Raw genomic sequence first — 21,993 nt, forward strand, 5'->3', positions numbered from 1 at the left:
AAAAAGCCCGCATGATGCGGGCTTTTTTATAGGTCCAGGGTCTGTTTGACGAAAGGAATAGTGAGCTTTCGCTGAGCGGCGATAGACGCCTTGTCCAGCAAGTCGAGGGCGTCGAACAGCGCCCGCATCTCCCGTGACAGGCGATTGAGCAAAAAGCGCCCCACATCGTCCGGCAGGGTAAAGCCGCGCAGGCCAGCGCGCAGCTGCAGCGCCGCCAATTTACCTTCGTCATCCAGTGGGTGCAGCTGGTAGGTCACCCCCCAGTCGAGCCGGGAGATAAGGTCGGGCAGCACAATGCCCAACTGCTGAGGCGGCGCCTGGGCGGTGATGATGAGGTGGGCGCCGTCGCGGGTTTCCAGGGCGCGGTTGTACAAATCGAAGATCTGGCGCTCCCAGGCAGCGTCGCCGGCAATGGCGCCCACATCATCGATACAGACCAGCGCTAACTTTTCCATGCCTTCGAGCATGGCTGGCGCCATTTGGTCGCGGGCCTTGAGCGGCAGGTAGGCGGCCGGGGCGCCGCGCTCGGCGGCCAGGGCGCAGGCGGCGTGCAGCAGGTGGCTGCGCCCGCTCATGCCCTTACCCCACAGATAAAGCACCCTTTTTCCTTCGGCCCGGGCGGCCCCTTTGACTGCCGCCACCACCTGGGCGTTGTCACTGGGGTAGAAACTGACGAAGGTCTCGTCGTCAGGCAGCTGTACGGCCAGGGGTAACTGCACTGGGCGTCCTCATCGATTCACAAAATGGTACTGACCATCAGGGCCGGCCTCGAAGTGGCGGCTGAGGGTCAAGGCCTGGCTGAGCTGGGTCTGGTCGCCCCGCAGTTGCAGGCTGAAAGTTACGGCCCCGGCTTTGACATCGGTCACCTCGGCATCGGCCACCACCGGCAGCTTTTTCAGCTCGTCCAGGGCTTTGAGGTAATCCTCGGCGCGGCCCACACCCAGCAGGGTTATCTCATTGCGCTGCGCGGACAGATTGCCTTTGACCGCCAGGTTGGCGGCGAGCTGGTCGGTGAGGTCGTCTACCAAGGCGCGCATGGCGGCCTCGGGGCTGTCGCCAGTGACCTGGCCGCTGAGGCTAATGGCGCCGCTGAGTTGCCAATCGGCGGCGTAGCCCTGGCCGTTCGGGGTCAGACGCGCCATCACAAACTGGGCCGCCTTGTAGCGGCTGGAGGCGTCACTGACCGGCTCGTCAAAGCGGCCCCACACATCCAGCACGTCGAGCTTGACCTTGTCGTCCAGATCCCAAAGCGGCAGCACGACCGGCAGGCCACGCTGCTTGCCTTCGTCCACGGCGGCCTTGGCCAGCAGCGGCCTTGAGGCGTCGCTCACCATATCGCGCTGGCCGCTGGCATCCTGAATGGCAACCCACAGCAAGGTGGTGGGGCGCTCTGCCCCCCAAACGCCATAGCCGTGTTGCCAGATGGCCTGGTCCAGCAGGTGCTGGTCAAAGGCGGCATAAAGCTCCAGGCCATCATCCCCTTGCTCATAGCGATAGGAGAGCACATAGGGGGACGGGTCGTTAAGTAGCTCGGCCAGCTCCGGGGCGCTGGCAGCCTCGCTGCTGCCGGTCACCCGCACCAGGGTCTGAGCCATAGCGGCTTTGAGGGCCGCTTCACGGGCGGTATCGGTTTGGCTCTTGATAGCCACCTGGCTGCGATACAACTCGCCCACCGGCACTGCAAAAACCTGGCTGCAAAACAGCGTAAGGCAAACAAAAACAAAGGATTTCATGGCGTTCTCCATGCCGGAAAGCCCCGATCATAGGGGCAGCGCCCCCCTGACTCAAGATGGATGCTGTTCCCTGGGTAATACCAGGTTCAGTAATACCGCCACCAGGGCGCACAAACTGATGCCCTGGAGGGTAAAGGAACCGAGGCCAATCACCATGCCGCCGATGCCAAATACCAGCACCACAGAGCAGATAACCAGGTTGCGAGGCTGGGCCAAATCCACCTGGGCCCGCACCAGGGTGTTAATGCCCACCGCCGCGATGGAGCCAAACAGCAACACCATAATGCCGCCCATCACCACCGAAGGAATGGACTGCAGCGCCGCCCCCAGTTTACCCACAAAGGCCAGTACCACCGCAAAGCCAGCGGCCCAGGTCATGATGCGCGGGTCAAAGCTTTTGGTGAGGGTAACGGCGCCGGTTACCTCGGAATAGGTGGTATTGGGTGGGCCACCAAAGCAGGCCGCCAGGGTAGTGGCCAGGCCGTCCCCCAGCATGGTGCGGTGCAGGCCGGGTTTTTTAACGTAATCCTTGCCTGTGACGGTGCCGATGGTGAGTACGTCTCCGACGTGCTCGATGGCCGGAGCAATGGCCACCGGCAGCATCCACAAAATGGCGTCCCAGCGAAATTCGGGGGTGGTGAAGTGCGGAATGGCAAACCAGGCAGCGGCCGCCACCTTATCAAAGGACACGATGCCCATGGCCAGGGACAACAAATAGCCGACGATGATGCCCGAGATAATAGGGATGAGCTTAAAGATGCCGCGGGCAAAAATGGCTACCGCAAGAGTCGTGGCGAGGGCCGCCATGGAGATAGCCAGCGCCTTGGCAGGCTCTACCAGCTGCTCGGCGCCGTTACCGGTTTTACCCATGGCCATGTTGACGCCAAGATGGGCTAGGGAAAGGCCAATCACGATGATAATGGGCCCCACCACCACCGGCGGCAGCACCCGCTCGATAATACCGACGCCGCGAATCTTGATAACCAGCGACAGCAGCATGTAAACGCCGCCACAGGCCGCCAGCCCGCCCAGGGTGGCTGGCAGACCAAACTGCTGGGTGCCCATCACCACCGGCGAGATAAAGGCAAAGCTTGAGGCCAAAAACACCGGCACCTGGCGCTTGGTGACCAGTTGGAACAGCAAGGTGCCGGCGCCTGCGGTAAAAAAGGCCACGTTGGGGTCAAGGCCGGTCAGCAGCGGCATCAGCACCAGGGCGCCAAAGGCCACAAACAGCATTTGGCCGCCGATAAGGGCGCGTTTGAAGGGATTGTCGATATGGAACGGATCGGCAGTCACAGACATGAACAATTTCTCTGAGCAATATTAAAAACCCGGCCAGCGCCGGGTCGGGTTCATTTGGTGCCGAAGATCTTGTCGCCGGCGTCGCCGAGGCCAGGGATGATATAACCGTCTTCGTTCAGGCACTTATCGACCGATGCGGTGTAAAGCTCCACATCATTATGGGCCGCTTCCAGGGCCTTGATGCCTTCCGGTGCCGCCACCAGCACCAGCACCTTGATGTGCTGGCAGCCGCGCTTTTTAAGCAGGTCAATGGTGGCAACCATGGAGCCGCCGGTGGCGAGCATGGGGTCAACCACCAAGGCCACCCGCTCTTCAAGGTCGCCGCACAGCTTCTCGAAATACGGCACCGGTTCGAGGGTTTCTTCGTTGCGGTACATGCCCACCACCGAGACCCGGGCAGAAGGAATGTGCTCCAGCACCCCGTCCATCATGCCAAGACCGGCGCGCAGAATAGGCACCACTGTGACTTTTTTGCCCTTGAGCTGCTCAATCTCCACCGGGCCGTTCCAGCCTTCGATGGTGACGGTTTCCAACTCGAAATCCTTGGTGGCCTCATAGGTGAGCAGGCTGCCCACTTCGGCGGCCAGTTCACGAAAGCGCTTGGTGCTGATGTCAGCTTCACGCATCAGGCCCAGTTTGTGTTGGACCAGGGGGTGTTTGACTTCGCAGATCTTCATTCGAGCGCTCCCATTTCTTTTTACCGGCACAAAACCGGCCAATTTTACCTTTTGCGGCCATGGGGAACAACGGAAAAAGCCGCGAGGAAAACGTTTCAACTTAAGCCCGGCCCGGCTACAATACGCCCCGCCCAAAAACCCCCAATTTGCCCTCGAGGAAGACGATGAGCGAAAAACGCACGTCCCTGTCCTATAAAGACGCCGGTGTAGACATTGATGCAGGTAACGCCCTGGTAGAACGGATCAAAGGTGTGGCCCGCCGCACCAGCCGCCCTGAAGTAATGGGGGGCCTGGGTGGTTTTGGCGCCCTGTGTCAGATCCCCAGCGGCTACCAGGAGCCGGTGCTGGTTGCCGGCACCGACGGCGTCGGCACCAAGCTGCGCCTGGCCCTGGACTGGAACCGCCACGATGGCGTGGGCATCGATCTGGTGGCCATGTGCGTTAACGACCTTATCGTACAAGGCGCCGAGCCGCTGTTCTTCCTCGACTACTACGCCACCGGCAAGCTGGACGTAGACGTGGCCGCCCAAGTGGTTGCCGGTATCGGTAACGGCTGCGAGCAATCAGGCTGCGCCCTGATCGGTGGCGAGACCGCCGAAATGCCCGGCATGTACGAAGGCGACGATTACGACCTGGCCGGCTTTTGCGTTGGCGTGGTTGAAAAGTCCAAAATCATCGACGGCAGCGGCGTCAGCGAAGGCGATGCCCTCATTGCCCTGCCCTCCTCCGGCCCGCACTCCAACGGCTACTCCCTGGTACGCAAGATTGTGGAAGTGGCCGGTGCCAAGGCCGACACCATCGTTGACGGCAAGCCCCTGGCCGACCTGCTGCTCGAACCCACCCGCATCTACGTCAAGCCGGTGCTGGAGCTGTTTCGCAAGGTGCGCGTAAAAGCGCTGTCCCACATCACCGGTGGCGGCTTTTGGGAAAACATTCCAAGGGTCCTGCCCGCCGATGCCAAAGCGGTAGTCAACGAAGCGTCCTGGCAATGGCCGGCCATCTTCAACTGGCTGCAAGCCGAAGGTAACGTCACCCGCGAAGAGATGTACCGCACCTTTAACTGCGGTGTCGGCCTGGTGCTGGTGGTGCCTCACTCCCAACTGGAAGAGGCCCTGGCGGTGCTGACCGAGCAAGGTGAAAGCCCCTGGCACATCGGTACCATCGCCAAACGCGGCGACAGCGACAAAGCGGTAGAAATTCGTTGAAACGCCTGGTTGTCCTGATATCCGGTAGCGGCTCCAACCTGCAGGCGATCATCGACGCCTGCCAGGCCGGCACCGTGAACGGCCAGGTGGTAGGGGTTATTTCCAACAAGGCCTCGGCCTATGGCCTGACCCGCGCCGAAAACGCCGGTGTCCCTACCCGGGTGCTCAGTCACAAAGACTTTGGCGACCGCGAAAGTTACGACGCCGCCCTGGTGGCGGCGGTTAGCGACTTCAGTGCCGACTTGGTGGTGCTGGCCGGCTTTATGCGCATCCTGACTCCGGTATTCGTGAGCGCCTTCGAAGGCAAGCTGCTGAATATCCACCCCTCGCTGCTGCCCAAGTACAAGGGGCTGGATACCCACCAGCGAGCTCTTGACGCCGGTGACAGCGAGCATGGCGTGTCGGTGCACTTTGTGACTGCCGAGCTGGACGGTGGCCCTGTCATCGCCCAGGCCAAGGTGGCCATTGAGGCTGCTGACAACGCCGACAGCCTGGCCGAGAAAGTTCATCGGCAAGAACATGTTATTTACCCCATGGTCTGCGCTTGGTTCGTTGACGGCAGATTGCAAATGGGCGAAGGTAAGGCCTGGCTTGACGGACAGGTTTTACCGCCATGCGGGTACGTAACGCACTGATATCGTTCATGGTGGCAGCGACGCTGTCGCTGCCTGCCATGGCATCCCCCCTTGTTTCCTACGACGCCACCTATAAGGTCTTGCGTAAAGGCAAAGCTCTGGGTATGGGCACGCGCAGCCTCAAACAGGACGGCGACACCTACATTCTGCACAACGCCTCAGACCTGAGCTGGCTTATCTTTTCCGACCAAAGAGAAGAGACCGCCACCTTTACCCTGGGAAGCGATGGCCAGCAGGTGCAGGCCAGCCAATACCAATACAAGCGCACCGGCACCGGCCCTGACGACAAAGAAAGCGAAAGCTTTGAAGGGAACACGGTGCGAAGCGGCGGCGCCGGCATCAATGTCAAAGGGATGGTGTACGATCCCCTCTCCTACCAGCAGCAGTTGGCACTGGACTTGGCCGCCGGTAAAAAGGACGTGACCTACCACATCGTCAAGGAACTGAAAGAAAAGGTGTACCGGTTCCGGGTGGTGGGTGAAGAGCGCCTGTCCACCCCCTATGGCGACCTCGACACCCTGCGGGTAGAGCGGGTGCGGGACAATTCCAGCCGGGAAACCCTGTTCTGGCTGGCCCCCAAGCTGCACTACACCCTGGTCAGGTTGTGGCAATCCAAGGACGGGGTTGAGCAGATGGAGCTGGTGCTGTCCGACTACAAAGAAGCCGCCGCCCCCACCGAGGCCGCTAGCCCCCAGTAAGAAAGGGCTCCCCTAGCCTGAATACTGCGAACTGCCCTGGCGCCAGGGCAGTCCAATGCTCCCCTTGCGTCAGCGGCCGGGTGGCAATGACCGTGACCACATCATCAGGGGTGGTCACAGCGCTAAAGTCCACTTCCATGTCTTCATCAATCAGCTTGGCCGGCCCGAACGGAGCGCGGCGAGTGAGCCAATGGAGCTGGGTGCTGCAATAGGCCATTAGGTAGCGCCCGTCGCTTAGCAGCATGTTAAATACCCCAAGAGCGCGAAACTCCTCGGCAACCCTGGCAATAAAACGCCAAAGGGTCTGGGCCTTGGCCGGCGGCCCTTTGGGAAAGCGCGTTTGAATGCGGTGCAGCAGGTGGCAAAAGGCCCGCTCGGAGTCGGTGTTGCCCACTGGCGCCAGTGGACCGGTGGCAAGGCCTTGGTAGCCGCTTAGCTGGCCGTTGTGGGCGTAGGTCCAGTTGCGGCCCCACAGCTCGCGGGTGAAGGGGTGGGTGTTTTCCAGCCCTACCCGGCCACGGTTGGCCTGGCGGATATGGGACACCACGGCGCAGCTTTTAATGGGGTAGTCACGCAAAAAGCCGGCGATGGGAGACTGGTGCGACGGCTCGGGATCTTTAAAAGTACGGCAACCCTTACCCTCATAAAAGGTGATGCCCCAGCCATCCTTATGCGGCCCGGTATCGCCGCCACGGCGGATAAGGCCGGTAAAGCTAAAACAGATATCGGTCGGCACGTTGGCGCTCATGCCCAGTAATTCACACATCGCCCTTTATTCCAATACTGACAATCCGCCAGATTGTTTACCGAACAAAGGGCAACAGCGTCAAATAGAACCGACCTTTAACCCGTTGGCAGCGTATGTTTCATGCCATTGGTTTAACAGCGAATGAGGGTCCTGGGTCACGCCCATCCAGACCATACGTTCTGAGTCAACCCTGAACATGCGAACCAGCCAGGCATTGCCAACCTTTTTCTTGGAATGGGCATTGATAGCATCAGGGAAGGCCACCCAAAGCGGCGCATAGCTTTCAACAGGATAGGCCTTGTTATTTTTAAGCGGTTCGATCAACAGCACATGACTGACATGCTCACTCTTTAACAAGCGCACCATGCCAACGATATCGCTGGTACCGGCCATTTCAATAAGCGAGGGATCACCGCTGACAATATCGACATTGCCTCCAACAAGTGAACGCACGAATGACTCATTGACGGCAGGTTCGACACCCGGATGCGGGGCACTTATCACCATGATTTTATTTATCTTTCCTTCATCCTTAAACTGGTTGAAGGCATTTAACTGAGAGGATGGCGCGCAGCCCCCGAGTACAATAAGGCTGGCGACAAAAGCAAGAAAACGCATTGCGTATTACGTCCTGTATAAAAATCCATGTAAAAGAGACAGGGATGGTACAAAAAAAGGCACGATATATAAATAGAAAACTTAAAATGCCAACACTGATTTATCAAAAAACCGGCCTTGATGTGGCCGGTTTTTACGTTGTGCTAAAAAGCCTCAGGCCATCAGCTTTTCCACCATCAGGATGATGGAGTGGATCACCTTGATGTGAATTTCCTGGATGCGGTCGGCGTAACCAAAGTGCGGTACCCGCACTTCCACGTCGGCCATACCGGCCAGCTTGCCGCCGTCTTTGCCGGTCAGCAGGATAACCTTCATGCCTTTGGCCTTGGCCGCTTCCACTGCCTTGATGATGTTGGCCGAGTTGCCGGAGGTGGAAAGGCCAAACAATACGTCGCCTTTTTGGCCCACCGCTTCGACGTAGCGGGAGAAGACATAATCAAAACCGTAGTCATTGCCAACGCAGGACAAGTGGCTGGGGTCGGAGATGGCGATAGCCGGCAGGCCGGCGCGGTTTTCCCGAAAACGCCCGGTCAGCTCCTCGGCAAAGTGCATGGCGTCACAATGGGAGCCACCGTTACCGCAGGCCAGTACCTTGCCACCGCTCTTAAACTGTTCAGCTAACAGCTGTGCGGCCTGAGAGACTGCTGCCAGTTGGGTTGAGTCCTGACTGAATCGGGCCAGCACGTCGGCAGCTTCGCTGAGCTGCGCTTTGACGATGTCTTGTAACTCCATGAGACGCTTCCTGGGTGGACATAATGGCTGACGATTATAACCAGCCATAATCAACAAATCCTTCTTGATTCACTGAGCCGTATCCAGTAAAAAGTGGCAACAACACAGAGGTCTGACCTCTTAAGAGAAATAAACCCGTAAGGAGGGAATCGTGTTGACTCTAATTTGGACTCTGGTGGTCCTCGGTGGTGCCTGGGCTCTAGCCTACCACCGAGCTTCTTTGATGACCTTCACGGTGGCCGTGTTCGGCGCCCTGGTGGTGGGCAGCCTGCTGGGGGCGGCGTCTATCTGGCTGTGGCTGCTGGCGCTGCTGATTTTGGTGCCGCTTAATATCACCAGCATCCGTCACACTTATATTTCCGGCCCCTTCTTGAAGCTCTACCGTAAAATCATGCCGGAGATGTCCAGCACCGAGCGCGAAGCCATTGAAGCTGGCACCACCTGGTGGGACGGCGAGCTGTTTCGCGGCAACCCGGACTGGAACAAACTGCACAGCTTTCCCAAGCCGCAGCTGAGCGCCGAAGAGCAAGCCTTTTTGGACGGCCCGGTTGAAGAGCTGTGCCGCATGGTCTCCGACTGGGAAACCACCCACGAGCGCGCCGACTTGGCCCCCGAAGTGTGGGATTTTTTGAAAGAAAAAGGCTTCTTCTCGATGATCATCAAGAAGGAGTACGGCGGCCTGGAATTCTCCGCCTACTGCCAATCGTTGGTATTACAACGCCTGACCGGCGTATCCATGGTGCTCTCGTCCACCGTCGGCGTGCCCAACTCCCTGGGCCCGGGTGAATTGTTGCAACACTATGGCACCAAAGAGCAGAAAGACTACTACCTGCCACGCCTGGCCAAAGGCCTGGAAGTCCCCTGCTTTGCCCTAACCAGCCCGGAAGCGGGCTCTGATGCTGGCGCCATTCCCGATTTTGGCGTGGTGTGCAAAGGCGAGTGGGAAGGCCAAGAAGTGCTGGGGATGAAAATCACCTGGAACAAGCGCTACATCACCCTGGCCCCGGTGGCCACCGTGCTGGGCCTGGCCTTTAAACTGCGTGACCCTGATGGCCTGTTGGGCGGCGAAGAAGAGCTGGGCATTACCTGCGCCCTTATTCCCACCCACACTCCTGGCGTGGAAATTGGCCGTCGCCACTTCCCGCTGAACGTGCCGTTCCAGAACGGCCCGACCCGCGGCAACGAGGTATTCGTGCCTCTCGATTACATCATCGGTGGCCCGAAAATGGCTGGCCAAGGCTGGCGCATGCTGGTGGAATGCCTCTCCGTTGGTCGTGGCATCACCCTGCCCTCCAACGCCACCGGTGGCCTGAAAACCCTGGCCCTGGCCTCCGGCGCTTACGCCCGAGTGCGTCGCCAGTTCCGCCTGCCCATCGGCAAGATGGAAGGTATCCAGGAGCCGCTGGCGCGCCTGGGTGGCAACGCCTACCTGATGGGTGCCACCTGTGAGCTGACCACCACCGGCCTTGATCTGGGTGAAAAGCCCTCCGTTATCACCGCCATCGTCAAGTACCACCTGACCGACCGGATGCAAAAAGGCATCATCGACGCCATGGACATCCACGGCGGCAAAGGCATCTGTATGGGGCCGGAGAACTACCTGGCCCGTGGCTATCAGGGCGCCCCTGTTGCCATCACCGTGGAAGGGGCCAACATCCTGACCCGCTCCATGATGATCTACGGCCAGGGCGCCATCCGCTGCCATCCTTATGTGCTGGCCGAGCTGGAAGCCGCTGCCATTGAAGACAAGAAGCAAGCCCTGGTGGCCTTCGATAAAGCCGTGTTTGGCCATATCGGTTTTGCCATGTCCAACTTCTTCCGCTCCTTCTGGCTGGGCCTGACCGGTGCTCGCTTCAGCGCCGCGCCGTTCAAGGACCAAACCAAGCGTTACTACCAGCAGATGAACCGCTTCTCTGCCAACCTGGCATTGTTGTCTGACGTGGCCATGGGCGTGCTGGGCGGTGAGCTTAAGCGCCGTGAGCGGGTCTCTGCGCGTCTGGGCGATTTGCTGAGCCAGTTGTATCTGGCCTCTGCCGCCCTCAAACACTTCAACGACGAAGGCCGTCGCCGCGAAGAGCTGCCGCTGCTGCAATGGGGCGTAGAAGATGCCCTGGCCAAGCTGCAAGAGAGCCTGGACGAGCTGCTGCGTAACTTCCCCAACAAGTGGGTTGGCCGGGTACTGCGCCTGGTTATCCTGCCCTGGGGCCGCCCGGTAAGCCGCCCTGGCGACAAGCTGGACTACAAAGTAGCCACCTTCTTGCAAACCCCCTCTGAAACCCGCAGCCGCCTGGGTAGCAGCCAGCACCTGAGCCGCGTGGAAAACAACGCAGTGGGTATGCTGGAGCAAACCCTAGAAGACATCCTGGCCGTAGAGCCGGTGTTCGACAAGGTTGCCAAAGCCACCGACCGCAAGCGCCTGTTCTGGCGCCTTGATAAAGTAGCTGAAGAGGGCCTGGCCCTGGGGATCATCAGCGAAGACGAAGCAGAACTGCTGCGCCGCGCCGAGAAAGGCCGCCTGCGCGCCATCAACGTTGACGACTTCGACCCTCTGTACTTGGCCGCCGACAAGGAACTGGTCAAAAAAGAGAAAAAGGCCGCCGGCAAAGCCGCCTGAGCCTGAACCGAAAAAAGCCCCGCAGCCGCGGGGCTTTTTTATTCCCGGCGCTGAGGTTGCCGTAGACGTCCCGCACATTTTCAATAATGTGTTGATCGCCATAGACTTTTGCCATTGCCAAGCGCGGGCGCCCTGTGGCATTAACAACTCAGCCCAAATAGCCTAAGCTGGGTACGACAACACCTTTGGAGGTCTGAAAATGAGAAAAGTCCTGTTGGCCGCGCTGTTGTCGGTCAGTGCCTTACCGGCCCTTGCCGATGATTGCGCCACCACCATTGACGGCAATGACGCCATGCAGTTTGACAAAAAAACCATCAACGTTCCGGCCAGCTGCAAGACCTTCACCGTGACCCTCACCCATTCGGGCAGCATGCCCAAACAGACCATGGGCCATAACTGGGTGCTGAGTAAAACCGCCGATTACCAAGCCCTGGCCATGGCCGGTGCCCAGGCCGGCCTTGATAACGACTACCTGCCCCAAGGGGATACCCGGGTATTGGCCCACACCGCCATTATCGGCAGTGGCGAGCAAACCAAAGTCACCGTTGATATGAGCAAGCTGCAAAAAGGCGGCGATTACACCTTCTTCTGCTCCTTCCCCGGGCACTTTGCCCTGATGAACGGCAAATTCGTGGTCAACTAACGGCTCGCGGCACGCTTTTTCAAACCCGGCCTGAGCCGGGTTTATTTTTAGAGGTGACGGTAACTTGGCCTTGGGATAGGCTAAAAACGCGATGAACCAAAGGGATAGCGAAACGGATGATAAAGTGGCTGTGGCGGCTGTTACTGTTGAGCCTCTTAAGCGGATTGCTGGTCAGCAGCCTGCTGTTTTTCGCCCTTTATCGCACTTATGACCGCCTTGGCGCTGAAACCGCCATCGCCACGGTTCGCTTCAAAGAACTGAGCCCTCAACATTACCAGTTATTCCTGGCCACTCCCGGCAGCTGCGCCGAACGCAGTTTTCCCATTCAAGGTGACGACTGGCGCATCGATGCCCGCTTTATCAAATGGCCTAACTGGCTGACGGTGCTTGGCCTTGACCCGCAATATCGCCTCGACCGGGTTGAAGGGCGCTTTCGCGATATCGACCAAGCCAACAACACGCCGCACCACGCCTACGCCTTATCCCCCCGCACCTGGGTAAAACCCGGCTGGCTGGATAAGCTTCACTTTCTTATTGATACCGATTACGGCTCGTCAGTTTACGCCAGCATGGATGGCAACAAGCAGTACGTGGTCTATCGTAGTCCCAGTGGCCTTTTTACCCGTGAAGCGCAATCTATTCCGGTGCTGATCTCACCAGAGGCTTGTTTGCAGTCCCAGTCTTATTGGACCCAGGCCGCACTGTGGTTAGACGGGGAATTTCGAGACCGGTCAGTCGCCAGTAACAATGACACGCCATGATCAGGATTTGGCGTGTTGTTTTGAATGGAAAATCGACGCAAGCCGCTTTTGTTCCCGGCCACGAAACGCACTGTAACAGCTTTTAGGAATGAACGTTCATTCGTTCCTGATATCATGCCACTTCTAAAAATACTGCGTTGCTGTTTATGAACCGTCATTTTGAATACAGAGGTTTTTGTCATGCGACAACATAAAAGTGCCATTTTGGCCCTGGTGATCACCGCCGCCCTGGCAGGCTGTAGCCCTGCCGAGCAAGCCGGCCAAGGTCAGCAGCAGCCCCCACAGGAAGTCGGCATTATGACGGTCCAGTCTCAGCCGCTGACCCTCACCACCGAGCTACCGGGCCGGGTGCAAGCCTTCTTGGAAGCGCAAATCCGCCCACAGGTTTCAGGTGTGCTGCTAAAGCGCCTCTTTACCGAAGGCGGTAACGTCGACGCTGGCCAGTCTCTCTATCAGATTGACCCGGCCCCTTATGAAGCGGCTCTGGCCAGTGCTGAAGCCTCCTTGGCCAAAGCCAACGCCGATGCCCGTTCCACCGAGCTAACCTACAAGCGCTACCAGAAGCTGGTGAAAACCAACTATGTCAGCCAGCAGGATCTCGACCAAGCCGAAGCCACCTACAAGCAGGCTCTGGCCAGCATCAAGGAAGCCGAGGCCCAGGTAAAAACCGCCAAGATCAACCTCAACTATACCGATGTGAAATCGCCCATCAGTGGCCGCATTGGCATTTCTGCGGTGACAGCTGGCGCCCTGGTAACCGCCAACCAGACCCAAGAGCTGGTGCGGGTGCAGCAGCTTGACCCCATCTATGTTGACCTGACCCAATCAAGCGCCGCCATCCAGGCCCTTCGCACCAAGATGGCCCAGGGTAACCTCAAGCAGTCCGAAGGCGCTGAAGTTAGCGTGACTCTCGAAGACGGCAGCACTTACCCCATCAAGGGCAAGATTGAGTACTCCGAGGTCTACGTTAACGAGTCTACCGGCTCGGTGACACTGCGCGCCGTTATTCCCAACCCCGACGGTACTTTACTACCTGGCATGTATGTACGCGCCGAAGTCAGCACCGGTGAAGACAGCAACGCCATTTTGGTACCGCAAAAGGGCGTTAGCCGCGATGCCAAGGGCAATGCCTCGGTAATGGTAGTGTCCAGCGACAACAAAGTGGAAGTACGTCCGGTCACCACTGGCGAGGCGGTAGGCAACCAATGGCGTATTACCAGCGGCCTGAAAGTCGGTGACAAGGTGATCCTTGATGGCTTGCAAAAAGTCCGTCCCGGCGCACCTGTCACCACTGTTGACGCCTCCAAGCAGCAGTAAGGGGAGCTTTCATGCCACGGTTTTTTATTGAACGCCCTATTTTTGCTTGGGTGATCGCGATTCTCATCATGCTGGTTGGCGTGTTGGCGATTGTTCGCCTGCCTATCGCCCAGTACCCCAGCATCGCACCGCCGACGGTAACCATTACCGCCAACTACCCCGGTGCATCGGCCAAAACGGTGGAAGACGCCGTAACCCAGGTCATCGAGCAGCAAATGAATGGCATCGATGGCCTGAACTATATGTCGTCCTCCAGTAACTCCAACGGCCAGGCCACCATTACCCTGACCTTTACCCAGGGTACCAACCCGGATATCGCTCAGGTTCAGGTGCAGAACAAACTGCAACTGGCCACCCCGCTGCTGCCGGAAAGTGTGCAGCGCCAAGGGGTAACGGTGACCAAGTCGGTGCGTAACTTCCTGATGGTGTACGCCTTCGTTTCCGAAGATGGCTCCATGGATAAAGCGGACATCGCCGACTACATCAACTCCAACGTCAAAGACGCGCTGAGCCGGGTGCAAGGGGTAGGTGAACTGCAGGTGTTTGGTTCTCAGTACGCTATGCGTATCTGGTTGGACCCTTACCTGCTGAAAAAGTACAGCCTCACCGCCTCTGACGTAACTGCAGCCATCCAGGCCCAGAACGCCCAAGTGGCTGCTGGCCAGTTGGGGGGTACCCCGTCGGTGGCCGGCCAGGAGCTGAACGCCACCGTCACCGCCCAAAGCCGCCTGCAAACCCCTGAGCAGTTTCGCAACATTCTGCTGCGCACCGGCACCGACGGTGCCAACGTCTACCTAAAAGACGTGGCCAAAGTGGAGATGGGTTCCGAGAACTACAACTTCACCAGTAACTTCAACGGCCAAGCCGCCACCGGTGTGGGTATTCGCCTGGCTACCGGTGCTAACGCCCTTGATACCGCTAAAGCGGTAGAAGCCAAAATTGACGAGCTCTCCAAGTTCTTCCCTGAGGGGCTGAAGGCGGTAGTGCCCTTTGACACTACCCCCTTTGTAAAACTCTCTATCGAAGGCGTGGTGCATACCCTGATTGAAGCCGTGGTACTGGTGTTCCTCATCATGTACCTGTTCTTGCAGAACTTCCGGGCCACCCTTATTCCCACCATTGCCGTACCTGTGGTGCTGTTGGGCACCTTCGGGGTGCTGTCGTTGTTCGGTTACTCCATTAACACCCTGACCATGTTCGCCATGGTACTGGCTATCGGCCTGTTGGTGGATGACGCCATCGTGGTGGTGGAGAACGTCGAGCGGGTGATGAGTGAAGAAGGCCTGTCGCCTAAGGAAGCCACCAAGAAATCCATGGACCAGATCACCGGCGCGCTGGTGGCCATCGGTCTGGTGCTGTCGGCGGTATTCCTGCCCATGGCCTTTATGACTGGCTCAACCGGGGTTATCTACCGCCAGTTCTCGGTGACCATCGTCTCGGCCATGGCGCTGTCGGTGCTGGTGGCGTTGATTTTGACCCCTGCGCTTTGTGCCACCATGCTCAAGCAGGTGGAAAAAGGCCATCACGGTTCCGAACGCGGCTTCTTTGGCTGGTTCAACCGCTGGTTTGATAAACGCGCCCACGGCTATCAGAGCACCGTTGCCGGCATCCTCAAGCGCGGTGGCCGGATGATGATCATCTATCTGCTGATCGTCGTGGCAGTGGGCTGGCTCTTTAGCCGCACCCCAAGCTCCTTCTTGCCCGACGAAGACCAAGGCGTATTGTTCGTCCAGGTGCAGTTGCCAGAGGGCTCAACCCAGGAACAAACCCTCAAGGTGTTCAAGCAGGTTGAGAACTACTTCCATACCAAAGAGAAAGACAACGTCTATTCGGTGTTCTCTATCGGCGGCTTCAGCTTTGCTGGCCAAGGCCAGAACATGGGTATCGCCTTCGTTAAACTCAAAGACTGGAGTGAGCGTACTGCGCCTGGCAGCGACGTACAGTCCATTGCCGGCCGGGCCATGGGCGCCTTTAGCCAAATCAAAGGCGCCATGGTGTTCGCTTTCGTGCCGCCAGCGGTATTGGAACTGGGCACCGCCAACGGCTTTGACATGTACCTGCAAGACCGTAACTCCCAAGGCCATGAGAAACTGATGGCCGCCCGTAACCAGTTGTTGGGCATGGCCTCGCAAGACCACTCTTTGGTGGCGGTGCGGCCCAACGGCCAAAGCGACAAAGCCGAGTACCAACTGGATATCGACCACCGTAAAGCCGGCGCCTTGGGCGTTAGCGTGGCCGATATCAACTCGGTTATTACCACCGCTTGGGGTAGTAGCTACGTGAACGACTTTATCGACCGTGGCCGCGTCAAGAAGGTTTATGTGCAGGGTGAAGCCCCTTACCGCATGCAGCCTGAAGACGTAAAACGTTGGTATGTGCGTAACAGCAGTGGCGATATGGTGCCCTTCTCCGCCTTTGCCAGTGGCCACTGGACTTATGGCTCTCCGCAGCTGCAGCGCTATAACGGTCTGCCGGCGGTGGAGATCCAAGGTGCCGCGGCGCCAGGCTTTAGCTCAGGTAGTGCCATGGACACCATGCAGTCTTTGGTTGCCAAACTGCCCCCAGGCTTTGGCCTGGAGTGGACTGGCCTTTCCTATGAGGAAAAACTGTCCGGCAACCAAGCGCCAGGTCTCTATGCCCTGTCCATCCTGGTGGTATTCCTGTGTCTTGCGGCCCTGTATGAGAGCTGGTCCATTCCGTTCTCGGTGCTGCTGGTGATCCCGCTGGGTGTGCTAGGTACCCTGATCGCAACCGACGCGCGCGGTCTGTCTAACGACGTTTACTTCCAGGTGGCGCTGCTGACCATCATCGGTCTGGGAGCCAAGAACGCCATCCTTATCGTCGAGTTTGCCAAAGAGCAGTTCGACAACGGCAAGGGCTTGGTGGAGTCGACCCTGGATGCGGTGCGGATGCGTCTTCGCCCCATCCTGATGACCTCACTGGCCTTTGGCCTCGGTGTTGTGCCGCTGGCTCTTAGTACCGGCGCCGGCTCTGGCAGCCAGAACGCGGTAGGTACCGGGGTGTTGGGTGGCATGATTGCCTCCACCGCCTTGGGGATCTTCTTTGTGCCGCTGTTCTTTGTGCTGGTTGAACGCCTGTCCCACAAGCTGGTGGGTAAGAAAGTAGATAACTAAGCCGACAGGCTTGCTAAAAGGCGCCCGAATGGGCGCTTTTTTTATGTCGCCAATCTTGGGTTACTGACCTTCATAAAAACCTTTAGGAAGGCATCTGAAGGCTTTGTATGAGGAAGGGTTCGTAGGCTTAAGCTGGCACTATCGAGTCGCACAGGGCAATACAGAACGAATAGACAACGGACAGATGTCGATAAGAGCAGACCAAGTGTGCCAATGGCTCCCATAAACCATCAGCCTGGTCCGCGAACCAGAAGCCAGCAAGGGCTTCGGGGCACGGTTTGGCTAACAAAAAACCCGACACAAGGTCGGGTTTTTTAAGTAGTGGCGGAGTGGACGGGACTCGAACCCGCGACCCCCGGCGTGACAGGCCGGTATTCTAACCAACTGAACTACCACTCCGCACTTTATGCTTTTTTACCAAGCGGCGTGCAACCGGTTGGTACATTGTCACTGGCGGTTTCCCGCTGCAATCAGAACCAAGTTCTTATTGCGTTAAATTAGGCGGAGTGGACGGGACTCAACGTGGCCGGCTAGGCCCGCGACCCGGAAAGCCTTGGCTTTCCTCCGCGACGATAAGAACCAAGCCCTTATCGCATTTAATTAGTGGCGGAGTGGACGGGACTCGAACCCGCGACCCCCGGCGTGACAGGCCGGTATTCTAACCAACTGAACTACCACTCCGCACTTTATTCTTTTTTACCAATTGGCGTGCAACCGCTTGATACATTGTCACTGGCGGTTTCCCGCGACGACAAGAACCAGGTTCTCATCGCATTAAATTAGGCGGAGTGGACGGGACTCAACGTGGCCGGCTAGGCCCGCGACCCGGAAAGCCTTGGCTTTCCTCCGCGACGATAAGAACCAAGCCCTTATCGCATTTAATTAGTGGCGGAGTGGACGGGACTCGAACCCGCGACCCCCGGCGTGACAGGCCGGTATTCTAACCAACTGAACTACCACTCCGCACTTTATTCTTTTTTACCAATCGGCGTGCAACCGCTTGGTACATTGTCACTAGCGGTTTCCCGCGACGACAAGAACCAAGTTCTCATCGCATTAAATTAGTTGGCGGAGTGGACGGGACTCGAACCCGCGACCCCCGGCGTGACAGGCCGGTATTCTAACCAACTGAACTACCACTCCGCTCAGTGCTATCCGGTGGTCATCCCCCCGGTGCGGCGCAAATACTACGTTCGGCGCGCGTCTAGCGTCAACACCTTTTCTTAATTTTTTTCGTCTACATCGTCAGGGCGGCTCAAATCGAGCAAAAAGCCATCATTTTCCGGCGTTTGCGGTTGAGATTCGGGCAATTGCGCCTCCTCTGTAGGCAAAGCTTCTTGGCGTTTACGGGCCCTTAACCACCACCAAAGTGTGCCAAAAATCACAGGCACCAGTGCAAAAAGCAGCCACCACGCCGAAAAGCCGGAATTTGCTGCTGGCTTCGCCGCTTCGGCCTGCGGGTCGACAGGGGGCTTGGGTTTGGGCGGCGGTACCGAAACCAGGGTCCGCTCAGGTAGTTGCAGCTCCCTTGCCGTGCCCTCGGCGTCGATAAAATCCACTTTACCGCTAACGGTGATGGCGTGCCCCGGCGTCTGCAGATAACGCAGCTCGGCCACACCGTTAACAGGGCGCAAAATGCGTTTTACCTGCTGGTTGTTGGCCAGATGCAGGGTGAGGGCTATCCGCACCGATTGCAGGTCCAGGGTGTCGTCGTTAAGGGTGGCCCGGTAAATCAGCGGGCTAAGGTCGTCTTGTGGCAGCGGCGTGTCGATGGTGAGCGGCAAGGGTTTTAGCAGCAGCTCCTGGGTGAACTCTTGGCTGTCAAACACCGCCGAATCGCGCAGCGACCATTGATAGTGCCCGGCCAGGGTGGGCACGTTGAGGGTGGCGCAATAACGGCCGCCCAGCCCTTTGAGGTGCACCTTGGCGGTAGAGCCAAAGGCAAAGTTGTCGTCCTTCCCCACGTGACTGCTGGTAAACCAGGTACGGGCGTCCACCAGCCGAGTAAATTCCGCCGCACTTAAACTGCCGGCCGGCTCGGCAATTTGCTGGCAAAGCTCGGTCTGTTCCCCTACGTAACGGGGATTGGGCCAAGCAGGGGCGCCAAAGGTAAAGCCCTTGAAGGGATAACGGCCGGTGAATTCGCCAATGGCCTGCCAGGGGCCGGGGCGCGCCGATGCCATACGGACAATGTCCATGCCCGGCGCTGAGTACCAGTCCACGGTGTCGGGGTGGCGGTCGCGGTAGAATTTGTTGCCATCGGGGCCCACCAAGATCAGCGAGTCGCTGCCGCTTTTACGGCGCAGCACTTGATAGTAGGGGCCTTTGGGAAGATGAAAGACGTTTTGCAGGTACAACAGCGACTGGGGCAAGGTGTCCTTGGGCTCGGCGCCTAAGGCCTGGCTTGCAAGGCAAAGGGCCGCCAGGCCCAGGCTGGCCTTTATTGCCGCCACAGGCAGTGGCCCCCTTTCTTTTCCACCAAATCGAGGCGGCTTTCGTGGGCTGCCAGCTCGTCGGCGCTGGCCCGCACCACGCTTAAGGCGTCGGCAGCCAGGGCTAGACGGCGAATTTCATTGCCGCCGGTATCGGAGCCGTCACCGCCGCTTGCCACCAGGTTGAGCTTGGTTTGGCCACCGGTCATGGCCAGATAAACGTCGGCTAAGATCTCGGCATCAAGCAAAGCGCCGTGCAGGGTACGGCCGGAGTTGTCGATAAAGAAGCGGTCGCACAATACGTCCAGGTTGTTGCGCTTGCCCGGGAACATCTGGCGCGCCAGCACCAGCGAGTCGGTTACGGTGCAAAACTGCTGGGTGGGCGGCTGCTGGGGGTTCCACATCCGAAACTCAAAGTCCATAAAGCCGATATCGAAGGGGGCGTTATGGATAACCAGCTCGGCGCCACGGATAAACTCGATGAACTCCTGGGCCACGTCGCCAAAGCGGGGTTTGTCTTTCAGAAACTCGTCAGAAATACCATGAACTTCAAAGGCTTCCGGATCTACCGGCCGGTCAGGCTGCAAATACACATGAAAATGGCGGCCGGTCAGGCGGCGGTTTATCACCTCCACGCAACCAATCTCGATAATGCGGTGGCCTTCCCAATGGGGGCCCACATCCTGGTTCATACCGGTGGTCTCAGTATCCAGTACCACCTGACGATGTATCTGTTCGCTCATAACACCTTGTGTTTGCTGACCGGCGCCGAGAAAGGCACACTTGAAAGATTATCGGCATCTTACCAATGAAAGCGCAGTGCAAAAACAGATAACCCTATATACCGACGGTTCCTGCCTGGGTAACCCGGGCCCAGGCGGCTATGGCGTACTGCTACGTTATCGCCAGCATGAAAAATGCCTGAGCCAGGGCTATAAGCTCACCACCAACAACCGCATGGAGCTGCTGGCCGCCATCAAGGGGCTGGAGGTGCTTAAAGAGCCCTGCTCCATCGATATCTGGACCGACAGCCAATATGTGCGCCAGGGCATTACCTCCTGGATGGCCGGCTGGAAGAAAAATGGTTGGCGCACCGCCAGCCGCCAACCGGTAAAAAACCAAGACCTTTGGCAACGCTTAGACGCCGCCGCCAGTTTGCATGACATCCGCTGGCACTGGGTCAAGGGCCATTCAGGCCACCCCGAGAACGAAAAGGTAGACCAACTGGCAAGAGAAGCGGCCGAGTCGAGCAATTTGCTGGAAGACAGCGGGTTCGAGGGCTGAGATGGTCAAGGGCATCCTTTGCGACTTGGACGGGGTGGTCTACCAGCACCAAGGCGCGCTGCCCGGCGCCGTTGAAGCCATCCATGCCCTGCAACAAGCCAATGTGCCCCTGGCTTTTGTTACCAACACCACCAGCGCTTCAAGCGACATGCTGGCCAAAAAGCTTGGTCAACTGGGTGTCAACATTCCTGCCAGCCACATTATCACCCCGGTAACAGTGGCCAGGGCCGAGCTTGAAGGGCGGGGCCTTGAACGCATCTGGCTGCTGACAAACCCGGCCCTTAAAAGCGCCTTTGACGGCTTTGTGCTGGACAAAACCCGCCCCCAGGCGTTGGTGGTGGCCGACCTTGGCAAGGATTGGCGCTATGAGCTGTTGAACGCCGCCTTTAACTACCTTATCGAGCACCCCAAAGTGCCGGTGATAAGCCTGGGCCTGTCGGATTTTTACCAAGGCAAGGACCAGCTAATGCTGGATGTGGGCCCTTTTGCCAGGCTCCTCACCCAAAGCAGCGGCAACCCCTTAGTGGTGTGCGGCAAACCGGGCCGTGAGACTTTTCACCTCGGGGCGCGGCTTCTAAACCTGGCCCCAAACGAAGTGGCGATGGTGGGAGATGACATCAACACCGATGCCCTCGCCGCCATGGACGCTGGGCTGACCGGCATTTTGGTGAAAACCGGCAAGTTTCGCAGCAGCCAGCTTAACGGGCGCCAAAGCGACGTTATTCTCGCGGGGCTTTGGGCGCTTCCAGCCTGGCTACGCGACCAGTAACAGTACCAGCAAGTGGATTAACCACCCTTTTACGTTGACGGCTCAGCGCCGGGGTAACGGTCATGGGAATGGCTCTTTTGCGGGCTACCAGCATATAAACACCGCCGAAAAAGGGCGCGTAGTTCTCGCCCAGGGCTTCGAGCCAGTGCGGGGTTTTAGACGACAGCGGCCCAAACAGCAGACGGTCATCGGCCAAAATTTCAAAGCCCAGCAACGCCAGCCAATCCTTGACCCGCAGCGGATGATAAAAATGGCCATCAAAGGGCGGAGAGCGTTTCCAAAAGGCCGTTAAGTGCATCAATGACAAGGGGTTAAAGCCGGTCAGCACCAGATGCCCGCCTTCCACCAGCACCCGCTCGGCTTCGCGCATCAGCTGGTGTGGGTCTTTGCTGTATTCAAGGTTGTGGCACAGCACCAGCACATCGACACTGCGGCCCTGCAGCGGCAGCTCGCTGCCGGCAAAATGCACCTGACCGGTAGCGCCCATATGCCATTGGCGCTGCATCCTGGCCGCCGAGGTGTCAAAGGCGCCGGCTAGAGGGCCGAGCTTGACCAGGTAATAACCGTAGAACCGCGGCCACCAAAGGCTCAACCGGCACGCCTCCTGTTCGAGCAGCCAGCTACCGTCCTTGAGACTTTGCCAGGACTCAGGCATGGTGCCCGAATGATGCCTCTTTATGGGGCCAAACAG

At 58.4% G+C, this 21,993-nt stretch carries 20 protein-coding genes and 4 tRNA genes; 10 read left to right on the forward strand and 14 right to left on the reverse strand.

Features of this window, described 5'->3' with window-relative positions:
* Positions 1–26 precede the first annotated feature (26 nt).
* Genes hda through upp form a run of 4 tightly spaced genes read right to left on the reverse strand, consistent with a single transcriptional unit; the run spans position 27 to position 3,712 of the window.
* Positions 27–719 (reverse strand): DnaA inactivator Hda, encoded by a 693-nt coding sequence (gene hda / locus EDC28_RS04405; RefSeq protein WP_050658754.1) that lies wholly within the window; start codon positions 717–719, stop codon positions 27–29.
* Between the two features lie 9 nt (positions 720–728).
* Complete coding sequence (locus EDC28_RS04410; protein WP_050658755.1) at positions 729–1,733, reverse strand: DUF2066 domain-containing protein; 1,005 nt, start codon at positions 1,731–1,733, stop codon at positions 729–731.
* Between the two features lie 51 nt (positions 1,734–1,784).
* The gene (locus tag EDC28_RS04415) at positions 1,785–3,035 is read right to left on the reverse strand and encodes a uracil-xanthine permease family protein (RefSeq protein WP_123420799.1); all 1,251 of its coding nucleotides are present in this window, start codon (positions 3,033–3,035) and stop codon (positions 1,785–1,787) included.
* 50 nt (positions 3,036–3,085) lie between these two features.
* Positions 3,086–3,712, reverse strand: a complete 627-nt coding sequence (gene upp / locus EDC28_RS04420; RefSeq protein WP_123420800.1) for a uracil phosphoribosyltransferase — start codon at positions 3,710–3,712, stop codon at positions 3,086–3,088.
* A 164-nt stretch (positions 3,713–3,876) separates the two neighbouring features.
* Between upp and purM the strand changes: the two genes are divergently transcribed.
* From purM to EDC28_RS04435, 3 genes are read left to right on the forward strand one after another with little or no spacing between them, the layout of a single operon-like run.
* Entirely contained in the window at positions 3,877–4,917 is a 1,041-nt protein-coding gene (gene purM / locus EDC28_RS04425) for a phosphoribosylformylglycinamidine cyclo-ligase (RefSeq protein ID WP_050658758.1), read from the forward strand.
* Positions 4,914–5,552, forward strand: coding sequence for a phosphoribosylglycinamide formyltransferase (gene purN, locus EDC28_RS04430; protein WP_123420933.1), 639 nt, complete (start codon positions 4,914–4,916; stop codon positions 5,550–5,552). Before purM ends, purN begins: the two co-directional genes overlap by 4 nt.
* The gene (locus tag EDC28_RS04435; RefSeq protein ID WP_123420801.1) at positions 5,531–6,250 is read left to right on the forward strand and encodes a DUF3108 domain-containing protein; all 720 of its coding nucleotides are present in this window, start codon (positions 5,531–5,533) and stop codon (positions 6,248–6,250) included. The genes purN and EDC28_RS04435 overlap by 22 nt, the downstream gene beginning before the upstream one ends.
* On the opposite strand, the gene EDC28_RS04440 is transcribed toward EDC28_RS04435, so the two are convergent.
* From EDC28_RS04440 to lpcA, 3 genes are all read right to left on the reverse strand, one after another.
* On the reverse strand, positions 6,237–7,016 hold the full coding sequence (locus EDC28_RS04440) for a class II glutamine amidotransferase (RefSeq protein ID WP_123420802.1): 780 nt from the start codon (positions 7,014–7,016) through the stop codon (positions 6,237–6,239). The genes EDC28_RS04435 and EDC28_RS04440 overlap by 14 nt on opposite strands.
* A 60-nt stretch (positions 7,017–7,076) precedes the next feature.
* Positions 7,077–7,616: a hypothetical protein gene (locus EDC28_RS04445; RefSeq protein ID WP_123420803.1), complete on the reverse strand. Its 540-nt coding sequence runs from the start codon at positions 7,614–7,616 to the stop codon at positions 7,077–7,079.
* A 153-nt stretch (positions 7,617–7,769) separates the two neighbouring features.
* Positions 7,770–8,348, reverse strand: coding sequence for a D-sedoheptulose 7-phosphate isomerase (lpcA, locus tag EDC28_RS04450; protein WP_050658763.1), 579 nt, complete (start codon positions 8,346–8,348; stop codon positions 7,770–7,772).
* 148 nt (positions 8,349–8,496) lie between these two features.
* Here lpcA and fadE point away from each other — a divergent pair, with 148 nt between their 5' ends.
* From fadE to EDC28_RS04475, 5 genes are all read left to right on the forward strand, one after another.
* Positions 8,497–10,962 (forward strand): acyl-CoA dehydrogenase FadE, encoded by a 2,466-nt coding sequence (fadE, locus tag EDC28_RS04455; protein ID WP_050658764.1) that lies wholly within the window; start codon positions 8,497–8,499, stop codon positions 10,960–10,962.
* 199 nt (positions 10,963–11,161) lie between these two features.
* Positions 11,162–11,605: an azurin gene (gene azu / locus EDC28_RS04460; protein WP_123420804.1), complete on the forward strand. Its 444-nt coding sequence runs from the start codon at positions 11,162–11,164 to the stop codon at positions 11,603–11,605.
* Between the two features lie 116 nt (positions 11,606–11,721).
* Positions 11,722–12,366: a hypothetical protein gene (locus EDC28_RS04465; RefSeq protein WP_050658766.1), complete on the forward strand. Its 645-nt coding sequence runs from the start codon at positions 11,722–11,724 to the stop codon at positions 12,364–12,366.
* Between the two features lie 180 nt (positions 12,367–12,546).
* Positions 12,547–13,683, forward strand: a complete 1,137-nt coding sequence (locus EDC28_RS04470) for an efflux RND transporter periplasmic adaptor subunit (RefSeq protein WP_123420805.1) — start codon at positions 12,547–12,549, stop codon at positions 13,681–13,683.
* An 11-nt stretch (positions 13,684–13,694) separates the two neighbouring features.
* The gene (locus EDC28_RS04475) at positions 13,695–16,817 is read left to right on the forward strand and encodes an efflux RND transporter permease subunit (RefSeq protein WP_050658768.1); all 3,123 of its coding nucleotides are present in this window, start codon (positions 13,695–13,697) and stop codon (positions 16,815–16,817) included.
* A gap of 322 nt (positions 16,818–17,139) precedes the next feature.
* On the opposite strand, the gene EDC28_RS04480 is transcribed toward EDC28_RS04475, so the two are convergent.
* From EDC28_RS04480 to dnaQ, 6 genes are all read right to left on the reverse strand, one after another.
* Positions 17,140–17,216 (reverse strand) — tRNA-Asp (locus EDC28_RS04480).
* A 205-nt stretch (positions 17,217–17,421) separates the two neighbouring features.
* Positions 17,422–17,498 (reverse strand) — tRNA-Asp (locus tag EDC28_RS04485).
* A 205-nt stretch (positions 17,499–17,703) separates the two neighbouring features.
* Positions 17,704–17,780, reverse strand: a tRNA-Asp gene (locus EDC28_RS04490).
* 103 nt (positions 17,781–17,883) lie between these two features.
* Positions 17,884–17,960: transfer RNA gene (locus EDC28_RS04495), tRNA-Asp, on the reverse strand.
* A gap of 80 nt (positions 17,961–18,040) precedes the next feature.
* Positions 18,041–19,270, reverse strand: a complete 1,230-nt coding sequence (locus EDC28_RS04500) for a hypothetical protein (protein WP_123420806.1) — start codon at positions 19,268–19,270, stop codon at positions 18,041–18,043.
* Positions 19,258–19,992 carry a DNA polymerase III subunit epsilon gene (gene dnaQ, locus EDC28_RS04505; protein WP_050660881.1) on the reverse strand — a complete coding sequence of 245 codons (735 nt, stop codon included), beginning with the start codon at positions 19,990–19,992 and terminating at the stop codon, positions 19,258–19,260. The genes EDC28_RS04500 and dnaQ overlap by 13 nt, the downstream gene beginning before the upstream one ends.
* 76 nt (positions 19,993–20,068) lie before the next feature.
* Here dnaQ and rnhA point away from each other — a divergent pair, with 76 nt between their 5' ends.
* On the forward strand, positions 20,069–20,533 hold the full coding sequence (rnhA, locus tag EDC28_RS04510) for a ribonuclease HI (RefSeq protein WP_050660887.1): 465 nt from the start codon (positions 20,069–20,071) through the stop codon (positions 20,531–20,533).
* 1 nt (position 20,534) lies between these two features.
* The gene (locus EDC28_RS04515) at positions 20,535–21,302 is read left to right on the forward strand and encodes an HAD-IIA family hydrolase (protein ID WP_123420807.1); all 768 of its coding nucleotides are present in this window, start codon (positions 20,535–20,537) and stop codon (positions 21,300–21,302) included.
* Here EDC28_RS04515 and EDC28_RS04520 read toward each other — a convergent pair.
* Entirely contained in the window at positions 21,253–21,894 is a 642-nt protein-coding gene (locus EDC28_RS04520; RefSeq protein WP_211355718.1) for a methyltransferase domain-containing protein, read from the reverse strand. The genes EDC28_RS04515 and EDC28_RS04520 overlap by 50 nt on opposite strands.
* Positions 21,895–21,993: the final 99 nt, after the last annotated feature.

This window comes from Gallaecimonas pentaromativorans (assembly GCF_003751625.1).
GTDB classification, from domain to species: domain Bacteria; phylum Pseudomonadota; class Gammaproteobacteria; order Enterobacterales; family Gallaecimonadaceae; genus Gallaecimonas; species Gallaecimonas pentaromativorans.

Excerpts from the sequence above, each read along its gene's own strand:
- EDC28_RS04410 (WP_050658755.1), bottom strand. The coding sequence starts at position 1,733 with ATGAAATCCTTTGTTTTTGTTTGCCTTACGCTGTTTTGCAGCCAGGTT.
- EDC28_RS04415 (WP_123420799.1), bottom strand. The coding sequence starts at position 3,035 with ATGTCTGTGACTGCCGATCCGTTCCATATCGACAATCCCTTCAAACGC.
- upp (WP_123420800.1), bottom strand. The coding sequence starts at position 3,712 with ATGAAGATCTGCGAAGTCAAACACCCCCTGGTCCAACACAAACTGGGC.
- purM (WP_050658758.1), top strand. The coding sequence starts at position 3,877 with ATGAGCGAAAAACGCACGTCCCTGTCCTATAAAGACGCCGGTGTAGAC.
- EDC28_RS04435 (WP_123420801.1), top strand. The coding sequence starts at position 5,531 with ATGCGGGTACGTAACGCACTGATATCGTTCATGGTGGCAGCGACGCTG.
- EDC28_RS04440 (WP_123420802.1), bottom strand. The coding sequence starts at position 7,016 with ATGTGTGAATTACTGGGCATGAGCGCCAACGTGCCGACCGATATCTGT.
- EDC28_RS04445 (WP_123420803.1), bottom strand. The coding sequence starts at position 7,616 with ATGCGTTTTCTTGCTTTTGTCGCCAGCCTTATTGTACTCGGGGGCTGC.
- lpcA (WP_050658763.1), bottom strand. The coding sequence starts at position 8,348 with ATGGAGTTACAAGACATCGTCAAAGCGCAGCTCAGCGAAGCTGCCGAC.
- azu (WP_123420804.1), top strand. The coding sequence starts at position 11,162 with ATGAGAAAAGTCCTGTTGGCCGCGCTGTTGTCGGTCAGTGCCTTACCG.
- EDC28_RS04465 (WP_050658766.1), top strand. The coding sequence starts at position 11,722 with ATGATAAAGTGGCTGTGGCGGCTGTTACTGTTGAGCCTCTTAAGCGGA.
- EDC28_RS04470 (WP_123420805.1), top strand. The coding sequence starts at position 12,547 with ATGCGACAACATAAAAGTGCCATTTTGGCCCTGGTGATCACCGCCGCC.
- EDC28_RS04475 (WP_050658768.1), top strand. The coding sequence starts at position 13,695 with ATGCCACGGTTTTTTATTGAACGCCCTATTTTTGCTTGGGTGATCGCG.
- dnaQ (WP_050660881.1), bottom strand. The coding sequence starts at position 19,992 with ATGAGCGAACAGATACATCGTCAGGTGGTACTGGATACTGAGACCACC.
- EDC28_RS04515 (WP_123420807.1), top strand. The coding sequence starts at position 20,535 with ATGGTCAAGGGCATCCTTTGCGACTTGGACGGGGTGGTCTACCAGCAC.